Source organism: Thiomicrorhabdus xiamenensis (assembly GCF_013282625.1).
Taxonomy (GTDB): Bacteria; Pseudomonadota; Gammaproteobacteria; order Thiomicrospirales; family Thiomicrospiraceae; genus Thiomicrorhabdus; species Thiomicrorhabdus xiamenensis.
Window position 1 is genome coordinate 269,101 of the sequence record NZ_CP054020.1, and the last position, 23,619, is coordinate 292,719.

Annotated in this window: 19 protein-coding genes; 5 read left to right on the forward strand and 14 right to left on the reverse strand. The window is 52.1% G+C overall.

Annotated elements, in window-relative coordinates; genetic code table 11:
* The first annotated feature begins 51 nt into the window (after positions 1–51).
* Positions 52–2,589, forward strand: coding sequence for a methyl-accepting chemotaxis protein (locus tag HQN79_RS01245; protein WP_173283893.1), 2,538 nt, complete (start codon positions 52–54; stop codon positions 2,587–2,589).
* Between the two features lie 17 nt (positions 2,590–2,606).
* Here the strand turns inward: HQN79_RS01245 and HQN79_RS01250 are convergent, their stop codons facing one another.
* From HQN79_RS01250 to HQN79_RS01260, 3 genes are all read right to left on the reverse strand, one after another.
* Complete coding sequence (locus HQN79_RS01250) at positions 2,607–3,182, reverse strand: TetR/AcrR family transcriptional regulator (protein ID WP_238843444.1); 576 nt, start codon at positions 3,180–3,182, stop codon at positions 2,607–2,609.
* A 43-nt stretch (positions 3,183–3,225) separates the two neighbouring features.
* Positions 3,226–4,326, reverse strand: coding sequence for an MBL fold metallo-hydrolase (locus HQN79_RS01255; protein WP_173283895.1), 1,101 nt, complete (start codon positions 4,324–4,326; stop codon positions 3,226–3,228).
* 146 nt (positions 4,327–4,472) lie between these two features.
* The gene (locus HQN79_RS01260) at positions 4,473–5,468 is read right to left on the reverse strand and encodes a DUF3616 domain-containing protein (protein WP_173283896.1); all 996 of its coding nucleotides are present in this window, start codon (positions 5,466–5,468) and stop codon (positions 4,473–4,475) included.
* 90 nt (positions 5,469–5,558) lie between these two features.
* Between HQN79_RS01260 and HQN79_RS01265 the strand changes: the two genes are divergently transcribed.
* Positions 5,559–6,365: a tRNA 2-thiocytidine biosynthesis TtcA family protein gene (locus HQN79_RS01265; protein WP_173283897.1), complete on the forward strand. Its 807-nt coding sequence runs from the start codon at positions 5,559–5,561 to the stop codon at positions 6,363–6,365.
* Between the two features lie 18 nt (positions 6,366–6,383).
* Positions 6,384–7,319: a lysophospholipid acyltransferase family protein gene (locus HQN79_RS01270; protein WP_275284679.1), complete on the forward strand. Its 936-nt coding sequence runs from the start codon at positions 6,384–6,386 to the stop codon at positions 7,317–7,319.
* Positions 7,320–7,335: 16 nt separating this feature from the next.
* Here HQN79_RS01270 and HQN79_RS01275 read toward each other — a convergent pair whose 3' ends face one another.
* From HQN79_RS01275 to def, 11 genes are read right to left on the reverse strand one after another with little or no spacing between them, the layout of a single operon-like run.
* Positions 7,336–7,800, reverse strand: coding sequence for an NfeD family protein (locus HQN79_RS01275; protein ID WP_173283899.1), 465 nt, complete (start codon positions 7,798–7,800; stop codon positions 7,336–7,338).
* Between the two features lie 10 nt (positions 7,801–7,810).
* Positions 7,811–8,725 carry an SPFH domain-containing protein gene (locus HQN79_RS01280; RefSeq protein WP_173283900.1) on the reverse strand — a complete coding sequence of 305 codons (915 nt, stop codon included), beginning with the start codon at positions 8,723–8,725 and terminating at the stop codon, positions 7,811–7,813.
* 32 nt (positions 8,726–8,757) lie between these two features.
* Positions 8,758–9,345: a class I SAM-dependent methyltransferase gene (locus HQN79_RS01285; protein ID WP_173283901.1), complete on the reverse strand. Its 588-nt coding sequence runs from the start codon at positions 9,343–9,345 to the stop codon at positions 8,758–8,760.
* A gap of 10 nt (positions 9,346–9,355) precedes the next feature.
* Positions 9,356–10,807, reverse strand: a complete 1,452-nt coding sequence (locus tag HQN79_RS01290) for a TrkH family potassium uptake protein (protein WP_173283902.1) — start codon at positions 10,805–10,807, stop codon at positions 9,356–9,358.
* 6 nt (positions 10,808–10,813) lie between these two features.
* Positions 10,814–12,217, reverse strand: coding sequence for a Trk system potassium transporter TrkA (gene trkA / locus HQN79_RS01295; RefSeq protein ID WP_173283903.1), 1,404 nt, complete (start codon positions 12,215–12,217; stop codon positions 10,814–10,816).
* A 34-nt stretch (positions 12,218–12,251) separates the two neighbouring features.
* Complete coding sequence (locus tag HQN79_RS01300) at positions 12,252–13,586, reverse strand: sigma-54-dependent transcriptional regulator (protein ID WP_173283904.1); 1,335 nt, start codon at positions 13,584–13,586, stop codon at positions 12,252–12,254.
* Positions 13,583–15,805, reverse strand: a complete 2,223-nt coding sequence (locus tag HQN79_RS01305; RefSeq protein WP_173283905.1) for a sensor histidine kinase — start codon at positions 15,803–15,805, stop codon at positions 13,583–13,585. Before HQN79_RS01305 ends, HQN79_RS01300 begins: the two co-directional genes overlap by 4 nt.
* A 15-nt stretch (positions 15,806–15,820) precedes the next feature.
* Positions 15,821–16,576 carry a DUF4390 domain-containing protein gene (locus HQN79_RS01310; RefSeq protein WP_173283906.1) on the reverse strand — a complete coding sequence of 252 codons (756 nt, stop codon included), beginning with the start codon at positions 16,574–16,576 and terminating at the stop codon, positions 15,821–15,823.
* A gap of 36 nt (positions 16,577–16,612) precedes the next feature.
* On the reverse strand, positions 16,613–17,950 hold the full coding sequence (gene rsmB, locus HQN79_RS01315; RefSeq protein ID WP_173283907.1) for a 16S rRNA (cytosine(967)-C(5))-methyltransferase RsmB: 1,338 nt from the start codon (positions 17,948–17,950) through the stop codon (positions 16,613–16,615).
* Entirely contained in the window at positions 17,947–18,909 is a 963-nt protein-coding gene (gene fmt, locus HQN79_RS01320) for a methionyl-tRNA formyltransferase (RefSeq protein ID WP_173283908.1), read from the reverse strand. The genes rsmB and fmt overlap by 4 nt, the downstream gene beginning before the upstream one ends.
* A complete protein-coding gene (gene def / locus HQN79_RS01325) occupies positions 18,910–19,413 on the reverse strand; it encodes a peptide deformylase (protein WP_173286871.1) in 504 nt (167 codons plus the stop codon).
* 122 nt (positions 19,414–19,535) lie between these two features.
* On the opposite strand from def, the gene dprA reads away from it, so the two are divergent.
* Both dprA and topA read left to right on the forward strand, forming a co-directional pair.
* Positions 19,536–20,648: a DNA-processing protein DprA gene (gene dprA / locus HQN79_RS01330; RefSeq protein ID WP_173283909.1), complete on the forward strand. Its 1,113-nt coding sequence runs from the start codon at positions 19,536–19,538 to the stop codon at positions 20,646–20,648.
* A gap of 251 nt (positions 20,649–20,899) precedes the next feature.
* Complete coding sequence (topA, locus tag HQN79_RS01335) at positions 20,900–23,413, forward strand: type I DNA topoisomerase (RefSeq protein ID WP_173283910.1); 2,514 nt, start codon at positions 20,900–20,902, stop codon at positions 23,411–23,413.
* The last annotated feature ends 206 nt before the right edge of the window (positions 23,414–23,619 follow it).

Consider the following 23,619-nt stretch of genomic DNA (forward strand, 5'->3'; position numbering starts at 1 on the left):
CGATTAAAAATACTTACAGATATAACGGGTTTATTCTCGGGGGCATGCGAAGTGAAAAATTTATCGATTGTGAAACGACTGTGGCTCAATTTGTCGATTGCGGTAGTGATTACTTTTGCAATCGCCTGGGGCGGTTTAAGCGGTTTGTGGAAAGCGCAGGCTTCTTCCAACAGCATTCTGCAGCAGGAAACGCAGAAGATCGCGCCGATCGAAAATTTTCATGACGGTTTCCGCGCGCTGGTGGACGAAATGATGCGCTTGCTGCTGACCCGCTCTGACGAAGGGCAGGTGAAATTTGCCCAGGCTTTGGATGCCCAGCAGAATCTGCTGCTTGAGTTTTTCGCGATGCTGGGTGTCGAGGTCGAAGATAACGGCAATGGCTATTTGCAAACGGCTGCGGATCAGGGCGAAATTCAAACGCCAGAGACGGCAGAACAGGTCGAAGATCTGCTGGCGATCAACCGCGTTCTGATCAATCTGCAGAAAGCGACACAGAGTTATCTGTTTCTGAAAAAAGATATCGAAAACACCTATCAATACGGTATCGAAAGCAGCTCGGAGTCAATTGAAGAGAAACTGAATGTTTTGCTGGTCAGTGAAGCAGTGACTGAAGAACCGGCTCTGCAGCAGAATATCTCAAGTTTGCAGGAGAAGTTGCGGATTTCCAAACGTCTGGCGGCGCAACTGATGGTTTCCGGCGATTTTGCTTTTCTTGACCAGTTCGAAGAAAAGGGGTTGGGCGAAAGTGCGAAACAGGATCTCGCTTCGCTTAACGAGGGGTTGAGCGGTAACTTCCTGGTGCAGGAAACATTCGAAGGCGTGAATGATTCGCGCGACGGCTTTATCGAAAGCATGCATGATATCCGCGACGGTCTGCGCACGGCTAGGGAGAATGACCGAACCATCTCAAAACTGGTCTATTCGGCGCAAGAACATTTTGACCGGCTGTTGAATTTCTACAAACAGCAGCGGGTTGATGCCTTGCAGGAAGTTGAAATCCTTTCTGCCGAGCGTATCGAGCAGATGGTCTGGGTTGCCCTCGGCGGTCTCCTGACTATGGTGCTGGTCAATATGCTGTTTATCCGTTCGATTACCCGACCTTTGAATCGCATGAAGCGACAGGTTAACCATATTACCCGCCGAATGGACTTTGACGCCTGGCAGACAGCGCAAGGCCGTAATGAACTGACCGATATGGAACAGTCGATCGAGGCGCTGTTAAAAAGCTTTTCCGGGGCCATGCAGGAGGTGATTGTCAGCAGCCAGTCGCTTGCACACGGCGATCTGGATATTTCGCTCTCTGAAAATTATCAGGGAGATCTGAAAAAAATGGCTGATCATTTCAATGCCAGTATCGGGCAGGTAAAGCAGACCTTGAATGGGCTCGAAGAGGTCAGTCAGTCTCTGGCCAACGGAAACTTAAACCATCAGATTGCGTTGAAAGATTACACAGGCCAGTATCACTCGGTTATGAGCGGTTTGCAGAAAGCGATTTTCGAACAGAAGCAGGCGATTGACGAAGTGCGGCGTATTTCTCTGGCGATGGAGCGGGGGGATTTTTCTCTGCGCATCGAACATCAGATGCCGGGCGATCTCGGCTATCTGAAAAGCCATTTGAACGATGCGCTGCATAATCTGGAACAGGCGATTTTCAATAAGGTTGCGGCTTTGCAGGCGTTCAGTGAAGGGGATTTCTCCTACGAGATTCCGGGACAGTATCAGGGCAAACTGCGCGAACTTAAAGAGCATATGGTTTCCATGGCGGAAAAAGTCAGTCAGATGCTGGATGAAATTAAAGTGTCGTCGCATCTGGCCGAAGTCGGCGTTCGCGAAATCAGCGACGGTAATCAGGAATTGAATCAGCGGGTCGAAAGTCAGTCCGATCTGATTCAGAAAACATCCCAGCGCATGGGGGCGATGGTGACCTTTCTGGAGGGCAGTTTTGCCCAGTCTTCCGAGGTGGCCGAAGCGACGGCGAATGTCAAACAGCAGACCTCTTCCGGCGTTAATACCGTCGAAGAGATGGTCGATGCCATGCAGCAGATCGAACTGGCGAGTCAGGAGATTGCTGGCATGACCGATACCATCGACAGCATCTCTTTCCAGACAAACCTGCTCGCGCTGAATGCCGCGGTCGAAGCCGCCAGAGCCGGAGAGATGGGGCGCGGTTTTGCCGTGGTCGCCCAGGAGGTGCGTAATTTGGCGCAGCGTTCAGCGGAAGCCTCGCAGCAGATCCGCCAGGTAACCGAGCAGACGTTGCAAAGGGTGGAACGCGGCTTAAAACTGTCCGAGCAGACGCGTTCGGTATTCAGTAACAATGTCGACCATATTGAGAAGATCGCCGAGCAGGCCGTGCAGATGAAGTCATCGATCAAAGATCAGAATCATTCGATTATCGAAGTCAATGAAGCGTTGCAGAAGATTGAAAATGTCACTTTTGCCAATGCCGAACTGGTGAAGCAGGTGACCTCGACCTCGACGGAAATCATTGAACAGGTTTCCAGCGTGCAGAATAAGATGCAGAGTTTCTCATTAAGAGAGATGGCATTGAAGCGACCGCCTCAGCTGTCTAATAGCGCTGTTCAATAGGGTGGGCGAATAAGAGACTAAGCTTTCAAGCTTTTTAAGGTGGTTGCAAATATCTGTTGCGCCAGATAGTCGGTCTGATGGTGTTTGGGCTGCGAGCCGGGAAGGAAATCGCGCATATTTCCGATCTGGAAATGGAACAGTGTCATTCCGAGAAGAGTGGTGATGGTAAAGTGCAGATCGCTGTCCGGATTAATTTGTCGAAGAATTTTTTCCAGCTGTTTACAGCTTTCAGCCATTACGGTTTCCGCAAGAAACTGCAACTTTTGAGGATCGTTTTGTAACAGCTCGCGGAGAATTAACTGGCGGAAAAAGGTGTCTTCGGCCATTTTATAGGCGCTCAGACGAATCACTTCTTTAAGTTTCTCTTCGGCGCTCTGTTCGCCGACCAATACTGCAATCAGTTGTTCGTTGTGCTGATCGAAAACCGATTTCAAAGTGGCCTGATAAAGGCTCTGTTTGTCTTTGAAATGGTTGTATAGCGAAGGGGCTTTAATTCCGCAGGCTTTGGCAATATCCCGCATTGAGACGGCCTCGAATCCTTTTTCGGAGAAAAGTTCCGCGGAATGCGCCAGTATACGGTCATAAGTCTGCATCAATTAAAGCCCTTTGTTTCGAATTTATTCTTATGGGTAAATCTTACTCGAAACTTTGTCCTAAGTCGCCCCCGGTGAGCTCTTTATAGACGTGAACCGCATTGTGCTGATGCGTTTGCTGGTACACCGGACGGTCTTTATAGGCAGACTGGTCGATTGAAGCCATATCTTCTTCCTTGCCACCTGCGGCAATCTTCTGCTTGACGGCATTGCGCAGAAACTCAAGATAGCCCAGAGTGTCTTCGCTGATTTTCGCCATATCGGTCGGAGCGCCGTGTCCCGGAACGACAATGACATCTTCCGGCATAGCGGCTTTCATCGCTTTGAAAGTGTCAACCCAGTGTCCGGTATGGGTGTAGGAGAACAGGGCCAGAGAACGCTTGTTATAGGCAACGTCACCGGTATACAGCAGATTACGGCTTGGGATATAGGCGAGTGTCGATCCCGGAGTATGTCCTGGTCCGAAATTAAGAAGCTCGACCGTTTCGCCGCCGCCGACATCGATTACCAGCTTGTCGTCAAATTCGGTGAACTTGTCACTGACATTGCGCGCCGAGTGGGTGATGTCCTCGCCGACGCGTCGCGCCCAGCTGGCTTTGATCTCTTTAAAGCCGTTGTTGAAGTCCTGATTGGCGCGGCTGTGCGAATAAAGGTTTTTGACGCCGATGTTCACCCAGTAGCTGGCACCCAGATAGGCGTGGCCCTGAGAGTTTTCTACCGCGATCCATTTCACCGGTTTATCGGTGTGTTGTTTGATCTGCTGGTGGAAACTGTATGCAACGGCGGGGTTTGGTCCGGCATTGAAAACGAAAACGCCGTCTTCAAACTCGACCCATGACAGGTTGTTGTTCAAACCGAAGTTTTCCGGTGTGTGCCAGATCAGACTGCCGACCACGGTATAGGCTCCATCGGTCACTTTCTGAGGTGCAGGGAGTGTCAGTTTCTTTCCGATATAACCGGCTTTGCGTTCCGCACTCTGCACATCTTTCATGTAAGCTTCGAGACTTCCGCTTAAAGCGCCGTTTTCTTTGGCGTAGGCGGCAAATCCCTGTACAAAAGGATCATCGGAAGAAGCCTGAACCTGAAAGCTGATGCCGCAGGTCAAGGTTGCCAGTATAGCGGTGGTAATAGGGCGAAAAAGCATAAGCGCTCCTTGGTGGGTTTTGAGTCGAAATTAAATCTAACTAACGTTTGTTAGGTAGATGATTCTAACAACTCTTGTCGCCATTAGCGCTTAAAAAAATTTATAACGAATAAGTTGTTTTTGGGGGTGTTTGTGAAACGCTCTTTTTAAAAACGACACGTCTGTAAATGCAGGTTGCCGCCTTCGACACCGTCTTCCAGTATCAGAAATTCAATGCTGCCTTTGCCACGGCGTTTGAATTGTATGCCTTCCGGTTTGCCTTGTGGGCTGTCGATTTCGCACAACAGACGCAAGCCTTGTGTATCGCGATCGGTTCCGCTCAGTTGATTGCTTTCATCCCAGTAATAGACGGCATAGGAGAGTGCCTGATCGCCAACCGCTCCGGCGAGGATCAGTTGCCCCTGATGGCTCCCGTCGGCATCTTTAACCGGACTCATGCCGCGCAGACCGCGGCCGTCCAGATTGAGCCACAGCCATTTGGTTTTTTTAACGGCGAAATGGCTGTCTGATTGCAGTTTCAGGCGCAGAACCGGTACCCAGTTGCCGCGTAATACCGGGCCGCGAAAGCCGACCAGAAGACGGCCTTTGGCATCGACGGTCAGCGCTTCAAGATCGATTCCGTTCTCTTTACTGGGAATAGAGATAAAAGGCGCGACGATTTTCTGCTCGGCCAGGATCTCCTGTAGCGAAAGGCTTTGTATTTCCGTTATGTCTGCATTTTGATTCAGCGTCAGTCGGAATAGCCGTTGCCGTTCTTCTTCAGGGCTGGTTTGCGCCAGCCGTTTCAGGTTTTGTTTTTGGTTTTTGTCGGCCTTTAATTTTTTGCGCTTGGCGCTGTGCGATCCGAGCGCGTACAGGAAAGGCGCCTGGTAAGCGAGTGCCTCCAGATCCAGTTCGACCGAATCCTTATCCAGAGAAGGCGTTTGTTGCAGCTGCCAATCGGCGCCATGTCGTTTCAATATCGCCAGACGACTGCCTTCGTCGGTGACCAGCGCCAGATAGTCGTCGAATTCGACTATTCCACTCAGGTTATCGGCGTCGATTGGCAGCGCTGGAAGGGCTGCGGCGCGACTTGTGACCGCGAACAGGCTGAATAAAAGCACTGCGCAGGCATAGAAAAAAAGCGATAAGGTCTTTGGCATGAAGCATTCCCGGCTAAGAATTTAGATTTGGCGAGTGTCGATTATTGTAAAATAGGCGCTAAATTTTTACAGCAAGCAAATAACAGAGCCATGAGCGAAGCGGAATCGACAACTCAACCGAAATTGACCAAGAAAGAGCGTACCAAGGACTGGATTATCCCACCAAAATCGATAATGAAACTGGTCGGGCGAGCCATGGCGCAGTACAAGATGCTGCGTGACGGCGATCGGGTGCTTCTGGGGCTTTCCGGTGGAAAGGATTCTCTGGCCCTGCTGGTTATTCTCAAGCATCTGCAACGGCATGCGCCGGTCAAATTCGAGCTGGCGGCCTGCACCATAGATCCGGAAATTCCCGGCTTTGATCCTTCGCCGTTGAAGGAATGGGTTGCTAAGCTGGGTGTTCCCTATTTCTACGAGTCGGAAGATTTGGTCGCTCTTGCCGATGCGCATATGAAAGGCGATTCTTTCTGCAGCTTCTGCGCGCGTCAGAAACGCGGCAAGCTTTATACCGTGTGCCGTCGCGAAGGCTACAACGTATTGGCGTTGGCGCAGCATCTCGACGATCTGGCGGAAAGCTTTATCATGTCGGCGTTTAATGCCGGTCAACTGCGTACCATGAAAGCGCATTATCTGAACGACGAAGGCGATATCCGTATTATCCGACCTCTGGTCAGAGTACGTGAAAATCAGACGCGTGATTTTGCCGAGGCGGCCAATCTGCCGGTCATTCCGGATAACTGTCCGGCCTGTTATGCCAAGCCGCAGGCTCGCGCCGAAACCAAAGCGCTTCTGCTGGAACAGGAAAAGAAGAACAAACATCTGTATGCCAATCTCTGGACCGCTATGCAACCGCTGATCGCCGACGACAATCACGAAGGCACAGCACAGCTGAAATAGCCGAATATCGAGACAGTAATGAATTCTAAGCCGAAAAAACGCTCTTTATTAAAGCGCTCAGTCCACCGGGTAGCAAGTTGGATTGTGGTTGCACTGATCCAAATTCTGTCGATGTTGCCGCTGTCGGCAGTCCGCCTGTTAGGGAAAGGAATGGGCACACTCTTTTACTGGTTGCCGAGCCATGCACGTTTTCTGGCTCAGTGTAATCTGCGCGCCGTTTATCCGCAGCGCTCCGAACAGGAGCACAAAAAACTGCTCAAAGCGACTCTGCAGCACAACGCTCAGTCGATACTGGAGCTTGGTGCCATGTGGCGCTGGCCGAAAGAGAAAGTTGAAAACTCGGTCAGAGAGGTGAAGGGGCAGGAGCTTTTGGATGCCGCCTATGCAAAAGGAAAGGGCGTTCTGTTGCTTGGTCCGCACATCGGTAACTGGGAGGTTGCCGGAAGTTACATTTCCATGAATTATCCTTCAACGATTATGTACCGTCCGCCGAATCTGCAGGGGTTGGAAAAGAGTATGCGTGCAGCAAGAACGCGTTTCGGCGCGACTCTGGTGCCGACCGATCTGCGCGGCATTCGTCAGATTATCAAAGCCTTGAAAGAGAATCAGTTGTCGGCGATATTGCCGGATCAGGACGCCGGGAAAAACGGCGTGCATGCCCCTTTTATGGGGGTGCCGGCACGTACGATGACGCTGGTCAGCAAGTTATTGCAGAAAAGCGAAGCGGAGTGTCTGTATCTGATCGCGCTGCGTCATCCGCAGGGCGGTTTTGTTTTGCATATCCTGCCGGCGGACCGTCAGGCATTGGCGGCCGAGGATCCGCTTGCTGCCGCCAGTGCGTTGAATCAGGGGATTGAAACCTGTATCCGTCTGGCACCGGAACAATATCTCTGGACCTATCGCCGCTTCCGCGGCCAGCCGGAAGGCGCTCCGAATATCTATCGCAAGCGCTAATTCGGGTTGCCGTTTTCTAGGCGTCTTGCTCTTTTGAGCCGATTTTGACGTAATTCCCCTTCACTTCAAGAATAATCACTTCCGTACCGTTCTGCGGATCCACCGGAGGAGTTTGCGGATCAATCAGCCAGTAGGTTCCACGATAGAAAACCGAATAGTCGCCGTTTTTGTCCTGATGCAATCGGCCGTAGCCATGGGCGTTTTCAGGGGCAAAACTGTCCGCTTCATTCGGGTGCTGGCTTTTTTTCAGGTATGGGTTCAGAAGCCAAGTGAAAAGCGCGCCGAGTGCGGTAATAATCACCAGCTGCAGTCGCCAGTCGAGCGGCTGATAAAGGCTGTAGATCCCCATCAGGATAAACGCCAGCGCGACCCAGAAAAGCACGAAAGTCCCGACGATCAGCACTTCGCCGAGCATCATAAGAATACCGACGATAATCAGAATCGATGGGGTCAGGGAAGAGTCGATCATCCATTCGAACATCTGGGCTCTCCTATTTGTCCTGTTTGAGCAGATGCTGGATCAGGCTCATGGAACCGAGCAGTTCGCTGGTTTCCACCGGGATGACAATTTTATTGCTGGAATCGGATTCGGCCAATCCGGAAAAGGCTTTAACCCGATCCTTGGCCAAGAGATATTCCGCTGCCTGCGGATTTTCCTGCATCGCCTGATTGACGGCTTCGATCGCCAGTTGCTGACCGATACCAAGCTGTTCCTGCTGGTAACGCTCGGCATCGGCCGTTCTCTCAAGCGCCTCGGCTTCAAGAAACGCCTTCTGCTTCAAGGCTTCGGCTTCGGCAATGACTGCATTTTTTTCCGCCTGCGCTTTGGTTTCGATGGCGCGTCTTTCACGCGTCGCCTGCAGTTGCAGTTCCATCGCTTTCTGTACTTCTTCCGGCACCGAGATATCGCTGACCTCGACTCGGGTGACTTTCAGGCCCCATTCGTTGCTGGCATTATTCAGCGCCTGCATCAGGGAGGCATTCAGGTCGTCGCGCGAACTCAGGGTTTCGTCCAGCTCCAGCGAACCGATCTCGGAACGCAGGGTGGTCTGGCACAGCTGGCTGATCATCTGTTTAACGTCCAGCGCCGAGTAGGTGGCCGACTGGGCATCGGTAATGCGGATAAAGACGATACCGTCAATGAAGATCGAGACGTTGTCTTTGGTGATGACCCTTTGCGAAGGGATATCGATGGTCTGTTCCTGCATGTTGTATTTGACGCGGACATCATCGATAAAGGGAATAATAAAGTTCAGTCCACCCTCCAGGGTGCTGTTGTATTTTCCGAGCCGTTCGATAACCCAGTTTTCGGCTTGCGGAACAACTTTGACTCCGCGCATCAGAATAAACAGTACCGCGATAAAAAGAATAATGACCAATGCGTTGTCGGTCAGTTGAATATCCATATCAATAACGCCTCCATAAGATGGCAAAAGTTTTATGCAATCTTTTTGCCGACGAACCAACTATAACGCTGCTTAGGGTTCAGGTCGAGCGAATTTTCCGATGCAAGCCAGCCTTCGCCATAGACTTCACAGCGCAAGCCGGAGAAAAGTTTCGGCAGTTCGCCGCTGCTAAGATAGAAGTCGGCATTGCCCGGTCCGTTTTCCTGCTTCGGGCCGAGAAAACTCTGGTAGAAGAGCAGTCCATTCGGTTTCAGGGCCTGCATAATCTGTTTGGCGATTGAACGGTCGAGATAGCGACTGACGACAATGGCGTCGTACTTTTGATAAGGCAGCAGCATCTGCTCCAGATCGGTAATTAACGGTGTAATCGGCAGGTGATTCAGGCTGGCGTAATTATTGAGCACCGTCAGGGCATTATCGGAGATATCCCAGGCATCGGTTTTCAAGCCGCAGCGTGCCAGAAAGCGGGCGTTACCGCCCAGACCGCAGGCCAGTTCGAGTGCTTTGCCGGAAAAAGGCAACAGTTTGCTGTGCTGCTGCAGCACATAGCACGGATTGGCTGGAGTCTTAAGGTTGGCGTCGGCATAACGCTGCTCCCATTTCTGTTGCACGCTGCTCATTGTTTATCCTTTATTTACGCCAGAAAGCGGCCGTAAAGAGTACCAGTAGAGTAAAGATTTCCAGACGGCCCAGCAACATGGCAAACGTCAGCACCCATTTCACCGGATCGCTGAGACTCTGGTAATTTGCCGAGACTGCGCCGAGCCCGGGGCCTAGGTTGTTCATCATCGCCGCCACCGAAGAGAAGGCAGTGACCTGATCGACGCCGAGCGCCATGACTACCAGCATAATGATGGTGAAAGTAAAGACATAAACCGCGAGGAAGCCCCAGACCGCCATCATGACCTTTTCCGGAATACTCTTATTTCCGAGTTTAACCGGCATGATTGCATTCGGGTGCAGTAATCCCTGAATTTCGCGGATCACCTGTTTGCTCAACAGCAGGAAGCGGATGACTTTCATGCCCCCGGCAGTCGAGCCGGCGCTGCCGCCGATAAAACTGACAAAAATCAGCAGAACCGGCAGAAATCCGGGCCATGCGGAGAAATCGGCATTGGCGAAACCGGTGGTCGTGGCCAGAGAGACGCTCTGAAACAGGCCGTAGCGAATGGATTCTTCCCATGTCGGATAGACGTTATGCAGATAAAGGAACAGACTGACTAGAACGGTCACCAGAATCAGCAGTGTGGCGTAAAGTTTGAACTCCGGGTCGCTGAGGTAGACGTTGGTATTCAGGTTGCGGAAGGCGCTGAAATGCAGGGCGAAATTAATTCCTGCCAGAAACATAAAGAAAATTGCGACCAGCTCGATTTCAAAGCTGTCAAAGTGCCCGATACTGGCATCATGAGTTGAGAAACCGCCGATAGCAACGGTCGAGAAGCTGTGGCTGAAGGCGTCGAACCAGTCCATGCCGGCCATCCAGTAAGCAATCGCACAGGTCAGAGTCAAACCTAGATAGATATACCATAGCGCTTTGGCCGTCTCGGAAATACGTGGGGCGATTTTTGAATCCTTGACCGGTCCCGGTGTTTCCGCTCGATACAACTGCATGCCACCAACGCCGAGCATCGGCAGAACGGCGACCGCCAGTACGATAATCCCCATGCCGCCAAGCCATTGCAGCTGTTGCCGATACCAGAGTATCGATTGCGGCATATTGTCCAAGCCGGTCAGAACGGTCGCCCCGGTCGTAGTCAGGCCGGAAAAGGACTCGAAAATTGCGTCAGTGAGGCTCAGAGAGACCTCTTGTTCGATGTACAGCGGCAGAGCACCGACGACCCCTAATACCACCCAGAACATTACCACGACGAAAAAGCCGTCGCGGATCTTCAGGTCGTGTTTGTAATCGCGTACCGGAAGCCAGAGAAGTAGACCAAACAAGAGGACGCCGCCCATGACCGATGCGAATTCGATCAGCGCGCCGTCATTGTAGATGGCGGCGATAATGACGGGCGGTACCAGCGTTAAACTGAAAATCATCAGTAACAGGCCGATGACCTTGAGTATGATTTTGGAGTGCATCTGAGGTTAGCTCCAGCTGAACCAGCTCGGTTTGCTGGTTGCGAACAGTTCGGCAACCGCAGAGGTGCTGTTCGGGTCGGTCAGGAAGAGTACGACGTGATCCTCCGCTTCGATCTCGAGATCGCGGTGGGCGATAATGACCTGATCGTTGCGGATAATGGCGCCGACGGTAATGTCGCTCGGCCAAGGAATTTCGGCAATGGTTTTACCGATGATTTCCGAGGTGTTTTCGCTACCGTGCGCGACTACTTCCATCGCTTCGGCCGCGCCTCGTCGCAGAGTGACGGCCTTGACAGTGTCTCCCTGACGAGTGTGGTGCAGCAGGTTACTGGTTGTGATCCGGTCGGCGGAAATCGCGACATCGATACCGTTGAGCTGGATCAGCTCAACATACGACTGATTGTTGACCAGTGCGATCACTCGACGCACACCGAGCTTTTTGGCCAGCATACCGGAAATGATATTGGCTTCGTCGCTGTTGGTAACGGCGACAAACAGGTCGATTTCATCAATATTCTCTTCCAGCAGGAGATCTTTATCGGAGATGTCGCCGTGGATAATAACGGTGTTGTTCAGTTTTTCCGCGACCTCTCTGGCCTGATTCATGTTGTGGTCGACCAGTTTGACCTGATGGGTCTTTTCCAGCGCCTGCGCCAGATGGAAACCGACATTTCCTCCGCCGGCAATCATAATGTTACGAGAAGGCTTCTCTTTACGCTGACGCAGTTCGGTAATGATCGCCGGGACATGCTGTGGTTCGGCAAGGAAGAAGACTTCGTCCCCGGTACGAATTACGGTGTCGCCGGTCGGCATAACGATTTCGTCCTTACGGTAGATCGCGACAATGCGGGTCTTAATGTGATTCGGCAGATGGTTTCTCAGCGTATTGATTTTCTTATTAACCAGCAATCCGTCTTCATGGGCCGGCATGGCGACCAGGCGCAACTTACCGTCATGGAAGTCGATTACCTGCAGCGAACCGGGATAGGCGATAAGCTGGAGAATGTAGTTGGTAACCAGGTTTTCCGGGCTGATAAGCAGGTCGATATCAATCGCTTTCTCGTTTTCAGCGCGGTTGAAAAGTTCCGGGTGCTCAAGATAGGAACGCCCGCGGACGCGGGCGATTTTGGTCGGGACTCGAAACATGAGTTGAGCCAGATGGCAGGCAACAATGTTGGTTTCGTCGTTCTGGGTCGCAGCGATCAGCATATCGGCGTCTTCCAGGCCAGCCTGCATCAGAATGTCCGGGTGAGAGGCGTGTCCGAATACGGTTCGAATATCAAGACGGTCTTGCAGACGTTGCAGGTGAAGTCGGTCGATATCCACTACGGTAACGTCATTGTTTTCGTTTGCCAGAACTTCGGCCAGCGAGGAACCAACCTGGCCGGCGCCTAAAATTACAATATTCATTTAACTATTGTCTCAATATTCCCTTCGGACGGTTTCAAACCGGATTTTTCGGGTCGATTCCGAGGTTTTTCAGTTTCCGGTACAGGTTGGTGCGGTCGATACCGGATCGTTTGGCGGTTTCGGATACATTTCCGCCGGTTTCGCGTAAAAGTTGTGATAGATAAGCGGCTTCAAGGCGGTCTTTAGCTTCTTTCAAGTTAACGCTGGTATCGATCGCCGCCGTCTGGGCACTTTCGTTATGCGATTCGCTGAGATACTTGCGGACTTCTTCGTCGGAAATTTCGCCGTTGCCGAGAATCAGTATACGCTGCACCAGATTCTGCAACTCTTTAAGATTCCCAGGCCAAGCGTACTGACGCAGAATATTTTGCGCCGGAACGCTGAAATGACGGTATTCCAGAGCATCGTGGGTCACATAATGATTGATGAAAAAGTCCAAAAGTTCCGGGATGTCTTCCGTATGCTGGCGTAGCGCAGGAATTGCGATCGGCATGACTTTCAGACGCTGATAAAGGTCATCGCGGAAGTTTTTGTGTTCCACTTCAAGTTCCAGATCCCCGCGGCTCAAGGCAATCACGCGGATATCAAGATCGATGGTTTCATTGCCGACCTGAACTTGTTTATGGTTAATCAGGTCGGTAAGAATGTTTTGTGCGTCAATACTCAGTTGTTCGATATTGGCCACTACCAGTGTGCCCTGATCGGCCTGACGTAATTGCTGGATCAGGGCGGATTCCTGCATCTGCTCCAGATAGCGGTTGAAGTCATAGGCCGAGAGCTCGACAATGGCGGCGTCTTTGCGGTTGCTGGTTTTGTGCAGCGCGCGCGCCAGATGGTGCTTGCCGCTACCGGATTCGCCTTCGATCAGGACCGGCATGGTGAATTTGGACAGGCGTTCGATGGTTTCGCGCAGACTGACCATCGCCTTGCTTTTGCCGATCGGCAGAAATTGTTCCGGCAGCTTCTGTTTGAGTTGACGGTTTTCCTGATTCAGGCGGATATTTTCCATCGCCCGTTCCGCGGTGACGATCAATTTGGCCAGCGAAAGCGGTTTTTCCAGAAAATCATAGGCCCCGAGACGGGTTGCCTCGATCGCCGTTTCAATGGTGCCGTGGCCGGACATCATGATCACTTTGGTGTGTTCCAGAAGCGCTTCTTCCTGCATCTCCTTGAGCAGCGAAATACCGTCCACATCCGGCATCCAGACGTCAAGAAACATAATGTCAGGCAGGCTCTGACGCCAAGCCTGTTTCGCTTGTATGCCATTGGCGGCCGTGGCGACTTGATAACCTTCCTCGGCAAAGATTTCTTGCATTAAATTGCGGATATCTTTTTCATCATCAACGATCAGCAGTTTGCCAGGTTTCATGTTCTCTCGCTAGCTAAAACAGGTAGGGTGATTATAAAGCAGGTTCCCTCGGCGGGTGAAGCCTTAACGCGGATTTGCCCATGATGTTCATCAACTATCTTGCGGACAATCGCCAGCCCCAACCCAGTTCCTTTCGGTTTGTCGGTAGCGTAGGGTTCGAAAATCCAGTTCTGAGCCTCCTTGGGAATGCCGGGGCCGTTGTCGCAGACCATAATCTGCAGTACATCTTCATCGATCTGTTCGGCGGAGATTTCGACGCTTGGCTGCGGCAGGTCTTCGGTTGCTTCCAGCGCATTTTTGATCAGGTTGTGGAACAGTTGGCGCAGGCGGGCTTTATCGGCCATTACCAGCGGACAGTTGTTGTTCAGGTGCGAGGTTACTTGCCATTTTGCATTCGGATTCTGATACATCTCGGTGATGCCTTGGATCAGAGAGCACAGTTCGGTTTTTTGCAGCTCGACCTCCGGTGTATTCGCATAGTCGCTGAAAGCCTGCACCAATGTCTGCATGGTGCTGACCTGCTCGATAATGGTTTGCGTCAGGCGCTCCAGCAGTTCGCGGTCCTCGCCCTGCAGACGACGGCCGAGTTTGAAGTTCAGACGCTCTGCGGAGAGCTGGATCGGTGTCAGAGGGTTTTTGATTTCGTGTGCCAGTCGGCGTGCAACATCGCTCCAGGCGGCATGCAGCTGTGCCTGTACCAGATCGGTAATGTCGTCGATAACGATAATGTACCCCGCGACCTGCTTCTCCAACGACGGTAAAGGCGAGCCGTGCAGCATGAGAATTTTCTGTCCTTCGCTGCTCTGGAATTCGAACTGCAATGCCCATGTCAGGTTGGGTTGATTTTGATGGTCGTCAAAGTGTTGTACGATCTTGTCGAACAGCAGTTGCAGGCTTTGCTGATGCATGGCTTCGTCGTCCTGCAGGGTTTCCAGATTTTTTGCCTTGGCCAGAAACGGCAGGCTCTGTTCGAGAAGGTGTTCGCTTTTTATGCCGAGTATACGCTCGGCGGCACTGTTAAGGGTTCGGATCTGTTTCTGCGTATCGAGCGTGATGACGCCGCTGGAAAGGTTCTGAATAATGGCTTGCAGATAGAGTTTCTGGACTTCGGCTTGCTGGTGGCTGAGTTTGATATCGTTTCGAGCTTGGGCAATGCGCGCGATCATATCGTTAAACGAGTTGATCAAATCGCCGAATTCATCCTGCTGTTTGACCGGCATGCGAATGGTATAGTCGCCGCGCGATACCGCCTTGGTTCCGCGAGCCAGAACCCGGATCGGACTGGTGAAGTTCTGTACCGCGCGAATGGTAAATAGCACCGCCGTAACCAGTGTCAGCAGCACCACCATCGACAGGATCAGCGTAAAGCTGAAAGTCAGAGGTCCTTTGAGATAGGAAAGTTCGCGGTACTGCTCGGTCGCCAGTGCAACCGAATCGGACAGTTCGGTGATGTTGGTCGGCAGAGGGAAAATCGCTTGCAGGGCGTATTGTGCATTCAGGCTGTTGGTGATCGGGATGAATACGCGTACAAACTGTTCTTTCTGAGTGGCTCCCGGCTGACTTTCGATTGCGGCGTAAGGGGTTTCCTTGCGAACCTGCTGGAAAAGGTTATCGCCGGGCGTATTCGGCAGGATCTGGGTGTTGTCCTGCGAACTGAAAGCGATCAGTTGCTGGTTGGTCTGGTACAGAGCGACTTCCTGGGCGTTGATCAGGTTACGGATGCTGTCCACTGCCGCGATCGGATTGAATTCCAGTGCAATCTGTTGCTGCGAGACGACAGACTGTGTCAGTTTGAGGCTGTCGCGGGTTTTATTGTCGAGGGTTATGCTGGCCAGACTGGAAGCCTTCTCCAAGGCGTCTTCGGTGGTCACATCGAACCACTGGCTGATCCCTTGTTGGATGAAGTTCAGTGAGAAAGCAAAGATGGTGATAGCCGGAATCCCCATTAACAGCGTCGCCAGAAGCGTCAGGCGGATGGTGACTTTGATGCCGGGAATTTTCTGTTTCAGCTGTCGGTAGAGTTTCCATAGAGTGCGGAAAAAGAGCACCAGTAACACACCGACACCAAGCCAGGTGATGAATAGCAGAACCGAATAGACTTCAGCGAACTGTGAAGCGTTTTGCAGAATCTGACTCATTACGGCCAGCATAACCATCAGAACGCTGAACAGCAGACTGACCCAGCCAAATTGTTTGATAAACCTTCCTAGAGAGCCCATGAATCGTCCTTTCGCTTATTGCCAGCTTAGCGGGGTGGTCAGGTTGACCTCGAACCAGCCGCTGTCCAGTCGCCAAGTTGGATCAAGGAGAGCTTCCAGTAGCAGCGGTGCAGGCAGAGTCCAGTAATCGAGGAAAATACGCATTCGCAGTCGATATTTCTGCGTCGGGTGCAGTTCTTTAAGGTGTGCTATTTCAAAGGCTTCCAATGTTCCCATGGTTTCCAGTGCGCGGTCGATGGTGGCGAAGCGTTGTAGTTTGTCATTACGGTTGTTGAACAGGACGTACTGGCGGTTAATGCCGTAACTGGTCAGTTCGGTCAGGTAGCGAACATGTTTGCGGGTTCGCTGATAGGGGAAGCCAAGAAAAGAGCTGCTTTCGGTCAATAGAATTTCGGTTTTAAACTTAATCGGAATGCCGTGATTGATCGCCGAGATTTGTTTGCTTCCAATGCTGAAACGGCTTTGCGAATCGATTTTCAGCTGGTTGCTTTCACGGTAATCAACGACTTTCAGAATGGTGATGCCAGGCGGACTGTCGCCGTCGGTAGCGCTTTTTTCGGTCAGGATTTCATCGAGGTCGATGCTAAGAACCTCTTTGTCCTGCGGTTCTTCTTGCAGATCGGCGCTTTCCGCAGTCTGTTCATTGAGCAGCAGGTTGAAGGGTTCAAGGCGAAGTTTGTTCGGGAACTCGGCATGACTGACGCTGGTGGTCGACAAAAGTATCCATGCAACGGAAAAAGAGATAAGTCGTATGAGAATCGTTTTCCGCATGGGTTTCATAGCATCCGAGATCGCGAATTAGGCGGTTTAAGCACTCTGGGCCTTTTCCAGCAGGCAGTAGTAAAAACCGTCCATGCCGTGGTTGCCCGGTAGAATCTGTCGGCCGGTAGTACTGCCGTGCCAACCCCATTCTACTGCTAAAGGAACGAGTTTTGCATCCGTCGTACGCTCCAGAAACGCCTGTATCTGCTGACTGTTTTCCTGCGGTAAAACCGAACAGGTCGCGTAAAGCATGCGGCCGCCCGGTTTTAAAGTGGGCCAAAGGGCATCGAGAATACGGCTTTGAATCTGAACCAGTTCTTCGATATCTTCCGGCACGCGATGCCATTTTATGTCCGGATGACGGCGGATAATGCCGGTTGCCGAACAAGGGGCATCAAGCAGGATCTTGTCGAAGGGTCGTCCGTCCCACCAGGTTTCAGGTTCGGCGGCATCACCGACGGTGTAGTCGCACTGCAGATCCAGTCGGTACAGGTTCTCCGCCAGGCGGTCCAGACGCTCGGGCTCTTTTTCCAGTGCGAAAAGGTCGATATCGCCGTCGCTGTATTCCAGCAGGTGACTGGTTTTACCGCCCGGGGCGGCACAGGCGTCGAGAATATGCTCTCCGGCCTTTGGCTGGAGAAGTTGCGCGGCCTGTTGGGCGGCCGCATCCTGTACGCTGAATCCGCCTTCATCATAGGTCGGCAAACGGGTAATGTCGGTGCTTTGTTGCAGAATCAGCCCCTGTTCACAATCGGGGTGCAGTTCCGTAGCAAAACCAGCGTCAGAAAGCAGTTGCTGAAGCTGGTCACGGTTTTGAAATTTACGGTTGTTGCGTAGCGTCAGAGGCGCAATCTGGTTGTTGGCTTCGAGGATCTGCTGCCAGTTGTCCGGATAAGCTTTGCGTAGCGCTTTAAAAAACCATTGCGGGTGGGCATATTTCTGCGCAGGCTTGAGATCAACTTCGGCGCAGATCGACGCCTGTTCGCGCATGAAATTGCGCAAAACGCCGTTGATCAGGCCTTTTGCCCAGGGTTTCTTGAGTTTTGCCGTAACATTGACAGTTTCCGATACCGCTGCATGTTTCGCGGTATCGGTGTAGAGAATTTGAAACAGGCCGAGAAGAATCAGCTGGTTGACGTCTTCGTCTTTGGCTTTGAGTTTTTTCTTAAGAAGCTGCGAACGGATCGCCATCAAACGGAATTGCCAGCGCAAGGTGCCCAGCACCAGATTCTGTACAAAAGCGCGTTCGCGGCGGTCGGAAAACTGCGCCAGCCCTTCGGGAAGCACCTGGCTCAGGGAGCGCCCCTGTTCAATTACGCTGAGACACATCTTCAGCGCAACGAAACGTGTGTGGCTGCCGCTGTTTTCGTTCGACTGGCTCATTGCAGTTTCTGCCCCTGAAGTTGTCTGGATTGTGCGAAGTCATAGGCCGGCATGGCTTTCTTGCCGGCTGCCTGAAGGGTCTGCAGACAGAGAATCCCATTTCCGGTTTGGATCCAGATTCCGGCTTTATTGACCAGTTGCACGGTTCCGGCCGGTGCCGTCTTGTCGAAGGCTTCGTTGTTCAGCTCGTCTGCTTGAGGCAGTCTGGCCTGCCAGATGCGCAAAGGCTTACCTTCGAAGTCGCAGAAAGCCACCGGCCAGGGGTTAAAGGCCTGAATCAGGCGTTGCAGAGAGTCCGCTTCCTGTGACCAGTCAATCTGCGCTTCGGCTTTGGACAGCTTTTCCGCATAGGTAACTTGCGATTCGTCCTGCTTTTGCGCCTCGTCTTGCAACTCCTGCAGATCATTCAGCGTAGCGATAAGCGCTTCGGCACCCATTGTCATCAGGCGGTCATGCAGGCTTTGTGCGCTGTCTTCAGGCTGGATGGCGGTTTCGGTTTTATACAGCATGTCGCCGGTATCCAGTCCGACATCCATCTGCATAATCGTTACGCCGGTCTTCTCGTCGCCGGCTTGAATGGCGCGCTGAATCGGTGCGGCGCCGCGCCAGCGTGGCAGAAGGGATGCGTGAATGTTGAGGCAGCCGTATTTCGGCATTTCCAATACCGCCTGCGGCAGAATCAGACCATAGGCGACGACAATCATGACGTCGGCGTTAAGTGCAGCGACTTCCGCCTGAGCGTCCGGGTCTTTCAACGTCAGCGGCTGATAGACAGGAATGTTGTGTTGCAGAGCAAGCTGTTTAACCGGGCTGGCGGTTAATTTTCGCCCACGTCCGGCAGGACGGTCCGGCTGAGTGTAAACCGCAATAACCTGGTGTTCGGAGTCCAGAAGCGCCTGCAGGGGCGCAACGGAAAAATCCGGCGTACCGGCAAAAATGACTCTTAATGGCTGGCTCATTTAGCTTCCTTGATGTTGCAGCTTGCGGTATTTCTGCATGGCACGGGTGCGCTTAAGATTGGACAGATGGTCGATAAACATGACGCCGTTCAAATGATCGATTTCGTGTTGCAGGCAGACTGCCAGCAGCTCGTTCGCTTCGATTTCCACCGTTTTGCCGTCGCGGTTCATACCGCGGACAATGACGTCGCTCGGGCGAGTGACTTTTGCATAGACGCCAGGCAGCGACAGGCAGCCTTCTTCCCAAGTGATGCTGCCGGCTTCCTGGACGATTTCCGGATTGATCAATGCGATCGGCTGATCCTTGGTTTCGGAGACGTCAACCACGATAATGCGTTCCTGTACCGCGATTTGCGGAGCCGCAAGGCCGATTCCCGGTGCGTCGTACATGGTGTAGAACATCTCTTCGATCAGTTTGTCGATCTGATCGGTCATCTCGCTGACCGGTTTGCACACCTCGCGCAGGCCTTCATCCGGGTAGAGGACAATATCAAGCTTTTCCAATTGCTGTTCCACCTGTTCTTCCATAGCGTCGCTCATTCATTAAAGTCATAGTAAGTTGTATATAGTGGTATATACTTATGGGTTTAAAAATAATCCGTGCATTATAACTGACTATGCCCAAGATGTCTGAATTACCCGCTCTGCTCCGCTTGCATCAGGCCCAGCCCAAGCTGAGTCAGTTGCAGGCGCTGCTGGATCGCTTCGGCTCTTTTAGCGAAGCGCTGCAGGCGGGTGAAACAAGCTTGCGGGAAACTGCCGGTCTGACGCCCTGGCAACAGCAGCAGATTTCGGCGCAGGAGATCGGCAGCAGAGTGGATGAAGCGCTTGACTGGCAACAGGATCGGAATGGCGCTTATTGGCAACAATGGCTCAGTTACTGGGATGAGGATTACCCGCAGCTTCTCAAAGAGATCAGCGATGCGCCGCCGATTTTGGCGGTGCGCGGCGACCTTGCTCTACTGAATGATCCGCAGATTGCGGTGGTCGGCAGTCGTAACGCTTCCAAAACAGGCATGGACAATGCCTATGACTTCTCTCGTTTCCTTTCGCAGCAGGGTTTGTGTATTACTTCCGGTATGGCCGCAGGAATTGATACGGCTGCGCACAAGGGTGGTCTTCAGGGGCAGGGCAAGACGGTCGCAGTGCTAGGAACCGGGCTGGACCGGGTCTATCCGGCCAGTAACCAGCAGCTGGCTCGCGATATTGCTGCCGAAGGCGTAATGGTCTCGGAGTTTCCGCTGGGAACCAAACCTTTGGCGCAGAATTTTCCGAAAAGAAACCGTATTATCAGCGGTTTGAGCGTCGGAACGCTGGTGGTCGAAGCGAGCTTGAAAAGCGGTTCTTTGATCACCGCCCGTACCGCATTGGAACAGGGACGGGAGGTTTTCGCCATTCCCGGATCGATTCATAATCCGCAGGCAAAAGGCTGTCACCAGTTGATTAAGCAGGGGGCCAAGCTGGTTGAATCGGGAGAAGACGTGTTTGCCGAGCTTGGCTCCATTCTGCAACTTGCTTTGCAACCGGAGGCGTTCTCCGCACAGACCGAAAACCCGGAAGGTTCCACAGCGGAATCCTCCAAATTACTGTCATTGATTGAGTTCGAGCCTATTTCGCTAGACGAATTGCTGGTTTTAAGCAAAATGCCGCTTTCATCCCTGCAGAGCGAGTTGATGGCTTTGGAGTTGCAAGGGAAAATCGAAAAACTCTCGGCAGGTCGCTGGCAGAGAATTCGTTGAAGAAACTGCTCCTGTATCCCCCTTCTCTTTTTCGAGTCGGAACCGAAATTCCAGTTCGCTAAATGTCTGCTTTGCCGGAATGGGCAAAATTTATCTGTTCGGCTATATAAATAAAATGTCGTTTTAAATTCATTGCAAAACGCCCTAAAATTTTGCACCCTAGAAAAAAGATGAAATTATTGAACCCCGTTAATTGTAATAAAGCCGCGTTTTATTGAATACGGGGTTTGTTTTTAGAGAATTGGGAATATATGACAAATTTGGTGATCGTGGAGTCGCCTGCTAAGGCTAAAACCATCGAAAAATATCTGGGTAAAGATTTCGTGGTGCGTTCCAGTTACGGGCATATCCGGGATATTCAGAAAAAAGGGATGGGAATCGATTTGGCGAACGGATTTACGCCGAATTATGAAATTTCCGCCGATAAGAAGAAAAACGTTACCGAGCTGAAAAAACTCGCCAAACAGTCTGACTCGGTCTGGCTGGCAACGGATGAGGACCGCGAGGGGGAGGCGATCGCCTGGCACCTTGCGGAGGCTCTGAATCTGGATGTCACCACAACCAAGCGTATTGTGTTTCATGAAATTACCAAACCGGCAATAGAGCATGCCGTGGCGCATCCGCGTACGGTTGATATGGATCTGGTCGATGCGCAGCAGGCGCGTCGTATCCTGGATCGTATCGTTGGTTTTGAACTGTCGCCGATTCTTTGGAAAAAAATTCGTACCGGGCTTTCCGCCGGGCGTGTACAGTCGGTTGCGGTGCGATTGATTGTCGAGCGCGAGCAGGAAATCGAAGCTTTTGAAGCCAGTTTCAGCTTTAAGGTTCAGGGCGAGTTGCAACTGCTGGACGAGAACGGTCAGGTAAGCGGTACCGTTGAAGTCAAACGCAACGCGTCTTTTGAAACCGAAGAGGAAGCTCAGGCATACCTTCTCGCCGTGGCTCAAGCCAATCTGACGGTTATGTCTCTCGACGAAAAGCCGGCCAAACGCAGCCCGAAAGCGCCTTTTACCACCTCGACGCTGCAGCAGGAAGCCTCCTCCAAACTCGGTTTTTCGGTCAAGCAGACCATGATGATCGCCCAGAGACTGTACGAGTCCGGGAAGATCACCTATATGCGTACCGACTCGGTGAACCTGTCGGAAACTGCAATTGATCAGGCCAAGCAGACGATTACCACCAACTATGGTGCCGAGTACAGCCATAGTCGCCGCTATAAAACCAAACAGGCGGACGCTCAGGAAGCGCACGAAGCAATTCGTCCGACCGATTTTGCCGTTAGCGAAGTGACCGGCGAACGTAACGAACAACGCCTGTATCAACTGATCTGGCGCCGTGCAATCGCTTCGCAGATGGCGGATGCCAAACTGCAGCGTACTACGGTCGAGATCGGAATCAGTAATCTGGACGCTGAAAAACTGGTGGCCAAAGGCGAAGTGGTGACTTTCGATGGTTTTCTGAAAGTGTATGATTTCGGCGGAAAAGGCGATGAAGGTCTGTTGCCTCCGATGACGATCGGTCAGGCATTGCAGTTAGGGACTTTGGGTGCCCGTCAGAGTTTTGCCCGACCTCCGGCCCGTTATAACGAAGCCAGTCTGGTTCGAACGCTGGAAGAGATGGGGATTGGTCGACCTTCAACCTATGCGCCGACCATTGATACCATTCAGCAGCGCGGCTATGTCGTCAAGGAAGACCGTGAAGGAACGCCGCGCGACTACCGTCAGCTGACTTTAACCGCGGACGGTTTGCAGGCGGAAACCCTGAATGAGATGGCCGGTTCCGAAAAGAGTAAACTGTTCCCGACCGATATCGCTGGCATAGTAACTAATTTCCTGACCAAGCATTTCGGTGAAATTCTGGATTACCAGTTTACTGCCAAGGTCGAGGAAAAGTTCGATATCATCGCGCACGGCGAAATGCAGTGGCAGGCAATGCTGGATGATTTCTACAAGCGTTTCCACCCTAAAGTCGAAGCCGCAGAAGATGTTTCACGTGAAGAGGCGGGGCAAGCGCGTCTGTTGGGCGAACACCCGGAAAGCGGCAAGCCGATGTTTGTCAAAATCGGCCGCTTCGGCCCTTATGTCCAGGTCGGGGACGGCGAAAACGATGAGAAACCGCAGTTTGCCAGCCTAATGCCGGGACAGAAGATGGATACCTTGAAACTTGAGGAAGCTCTGGAACTGTTCAAGCTACCACGCGAAGTGGGTGAAATGCCGGAGAGCTACAGTGCGACCGCTGTCGACGGTTCCGTTTTCTCGGTCGAAGCCGGACAAAAACTGATTGCCAAGCAAGGGCCTTTCGGACCTTATCTGGAATACGGCAGCAAGAAGTACGCCCCGATTAAAGGTTACGATCCTTTAAGTATCACTCTGGATGAAGCGGTAGTGCTGGTTGAGGCCAAGATACAGGCTGAAGCGGAAAAAATCGTTAAAACTTTCCCGGAAAATCCGGATGTTAAGATCCTCAAAGGACGTTGGGGGCCTTATATTACCGATTTGACGACCAAGAAAAACGCCAAGATCGCTAAAGACGAGGATGCTCTGGCTCTGACGCTTGAAGAGTGTGTTAAACGTCTGGACGAGGCGCCGGAACCGAAACGTCGCGGCAGAAAAGCAGCAGCGAAGAAGACTCCGGCCAAAAAAGCTCCGGCCAAGAAAGCCGCCGCGAAAAAAGCACCAGCCAAAAAGACGACGGCCAAGAAAACAACCGCGAAAAAGGCGCCAGCCAAGAAGACCGCGGCGAAAAAGACGGCCGTTAAAGAGTAATCGCTCGGGCGCCTATTGAGGTGTTTACGTTCGTTTACGATTCATATCTTTAAAATGTCGGCGAAGCGTTTTGTTTTGCCGACGCAATTTCCCGTAATTTTATCCTGAAAATCAGTTAAGATAACTGGCTTGATTTTTCGCCGGCGTTTTACGCGTTTGACTCGCGGATAAAAGGCTTTAAAGCGCGCCGATCCCCCATATTTTCA

Bases quoted from the DNA above. Each gene is read 5' to 3' on its own strand.
- HQN79_RS01250 (WP_238843444.1), bottom strand. From the start codon at position 3,182: ATGCAGACTTATGACCGTATACTGGCGCATTCCGCGGAACTTTTCTCC.
- HQN79_RS01255 (WP_173283895.1), bottom strand. From the start codon at position 4,326: ATGCTTTTTCGCCCTATTACCACCGCTATACTGGCAACCTTGACCTGC.
- HQN79_RS01260 (WP_173283896.1), bottom strand. From the start codon at position 5,468: ATGCCAAAGACCTTATCGCTTTTTTTCTATGCCTGCGCAGTGCTTTTA.
- HQN79_RS01265 (WP_173283897.1), top strand. From the start codon at position 5,559: ATGAGCGAAGCGGAATCGACAACTCAACCGAAATTGACCAAGAAAGAG.
- HQN79_RS01270 (WP_275284679.1), top strand. From the start codon at position 6,384: ATGAATTCTAAGCCGAAAAAACGCTCTTTATTAAAGCGCTCAGTCCAC.
- HQN79_RS01275 (WP_173283899.1), bottom strand. From the start codon at position 7,800: ATGTTCGAATGGATGATCGACTCTTCCCTGACCCCATCGATTCTGATT.
- HQN79_RS01280 (WP_173283900.1), bottom strand. From the start codon at position 8,725: ATGGATATTCAACTGACCGACAACGCATTGGTCATTATTCTTTTTATC.
- HQN79_RS01285 (WP_173283901.1), bottom strand. From the start codon at position 9,345: ATGAGCAGCGTGCAACAGAAATGGGAGCAGCGTTATGCCGACGCCAAC.
- HQN79_RS01290 (WP_173283902.1), bottom strand. From the start codon at position 10,807: ATGCACTCCAAAATCATACTCAAGGTCATCGGCCTGTTACTGATGATT.
- trkA (WP_173283903.1), bottom strand. From the start codon at position 12,217: ATGAATATTGTAATTTTAGGCGCCGGCCAGGTTGGTTCCTCGCTGGCC.
- HQN79_RS01300 (WP_173283904.1), bottom strand. From the start codon at position 13,586: ATGAAACCTGGCAAACTGCTGATCGTTGATGATGAAAAAGATATCCGC.
- HQN79_RS01305 (WP_173283905.1), bottom strand. From the start codon at position 15,805: ATGGGCTCTCTAGGAAGGTTTATCAAACAATTTGGCTGGGTCAGTCTG.
- HQN79_RS01310 (WP_173283906.1), bottom strand. From the start codon at position 16,576: ATGCGGAAAACGATTCTCATACGACTTATCTCTTTTTCCGTTGCATGG.
- rsmB (WP_173283907.1), bottom strand. From the start codon at position 17,950: ATGAGCCAGTCGAACGAAAACAGCGGCAGCCACACACGTTTCGTTGCG.
- fmt (WP_173283908.1), bottom strand. From the start codon at position 18,909: ATGAGCCAGCCATTAAGAGTCATTTTTGCCGGTACGCCGGATTTTTCC.
- dprA (WP_173283909.1), top strand. From the start codon at position 19,536: ATGTCTGAATTACCCGCTCTGCTCCGCTTGCATCAGGCCCAGCCCAAG.
- topA (WP_173283910.1), top strand. From the start codon at position 20,900: ATGACAAATTTGGTGATCGTGGAGTCGCCTGCTAAGGCTAAAACCATC.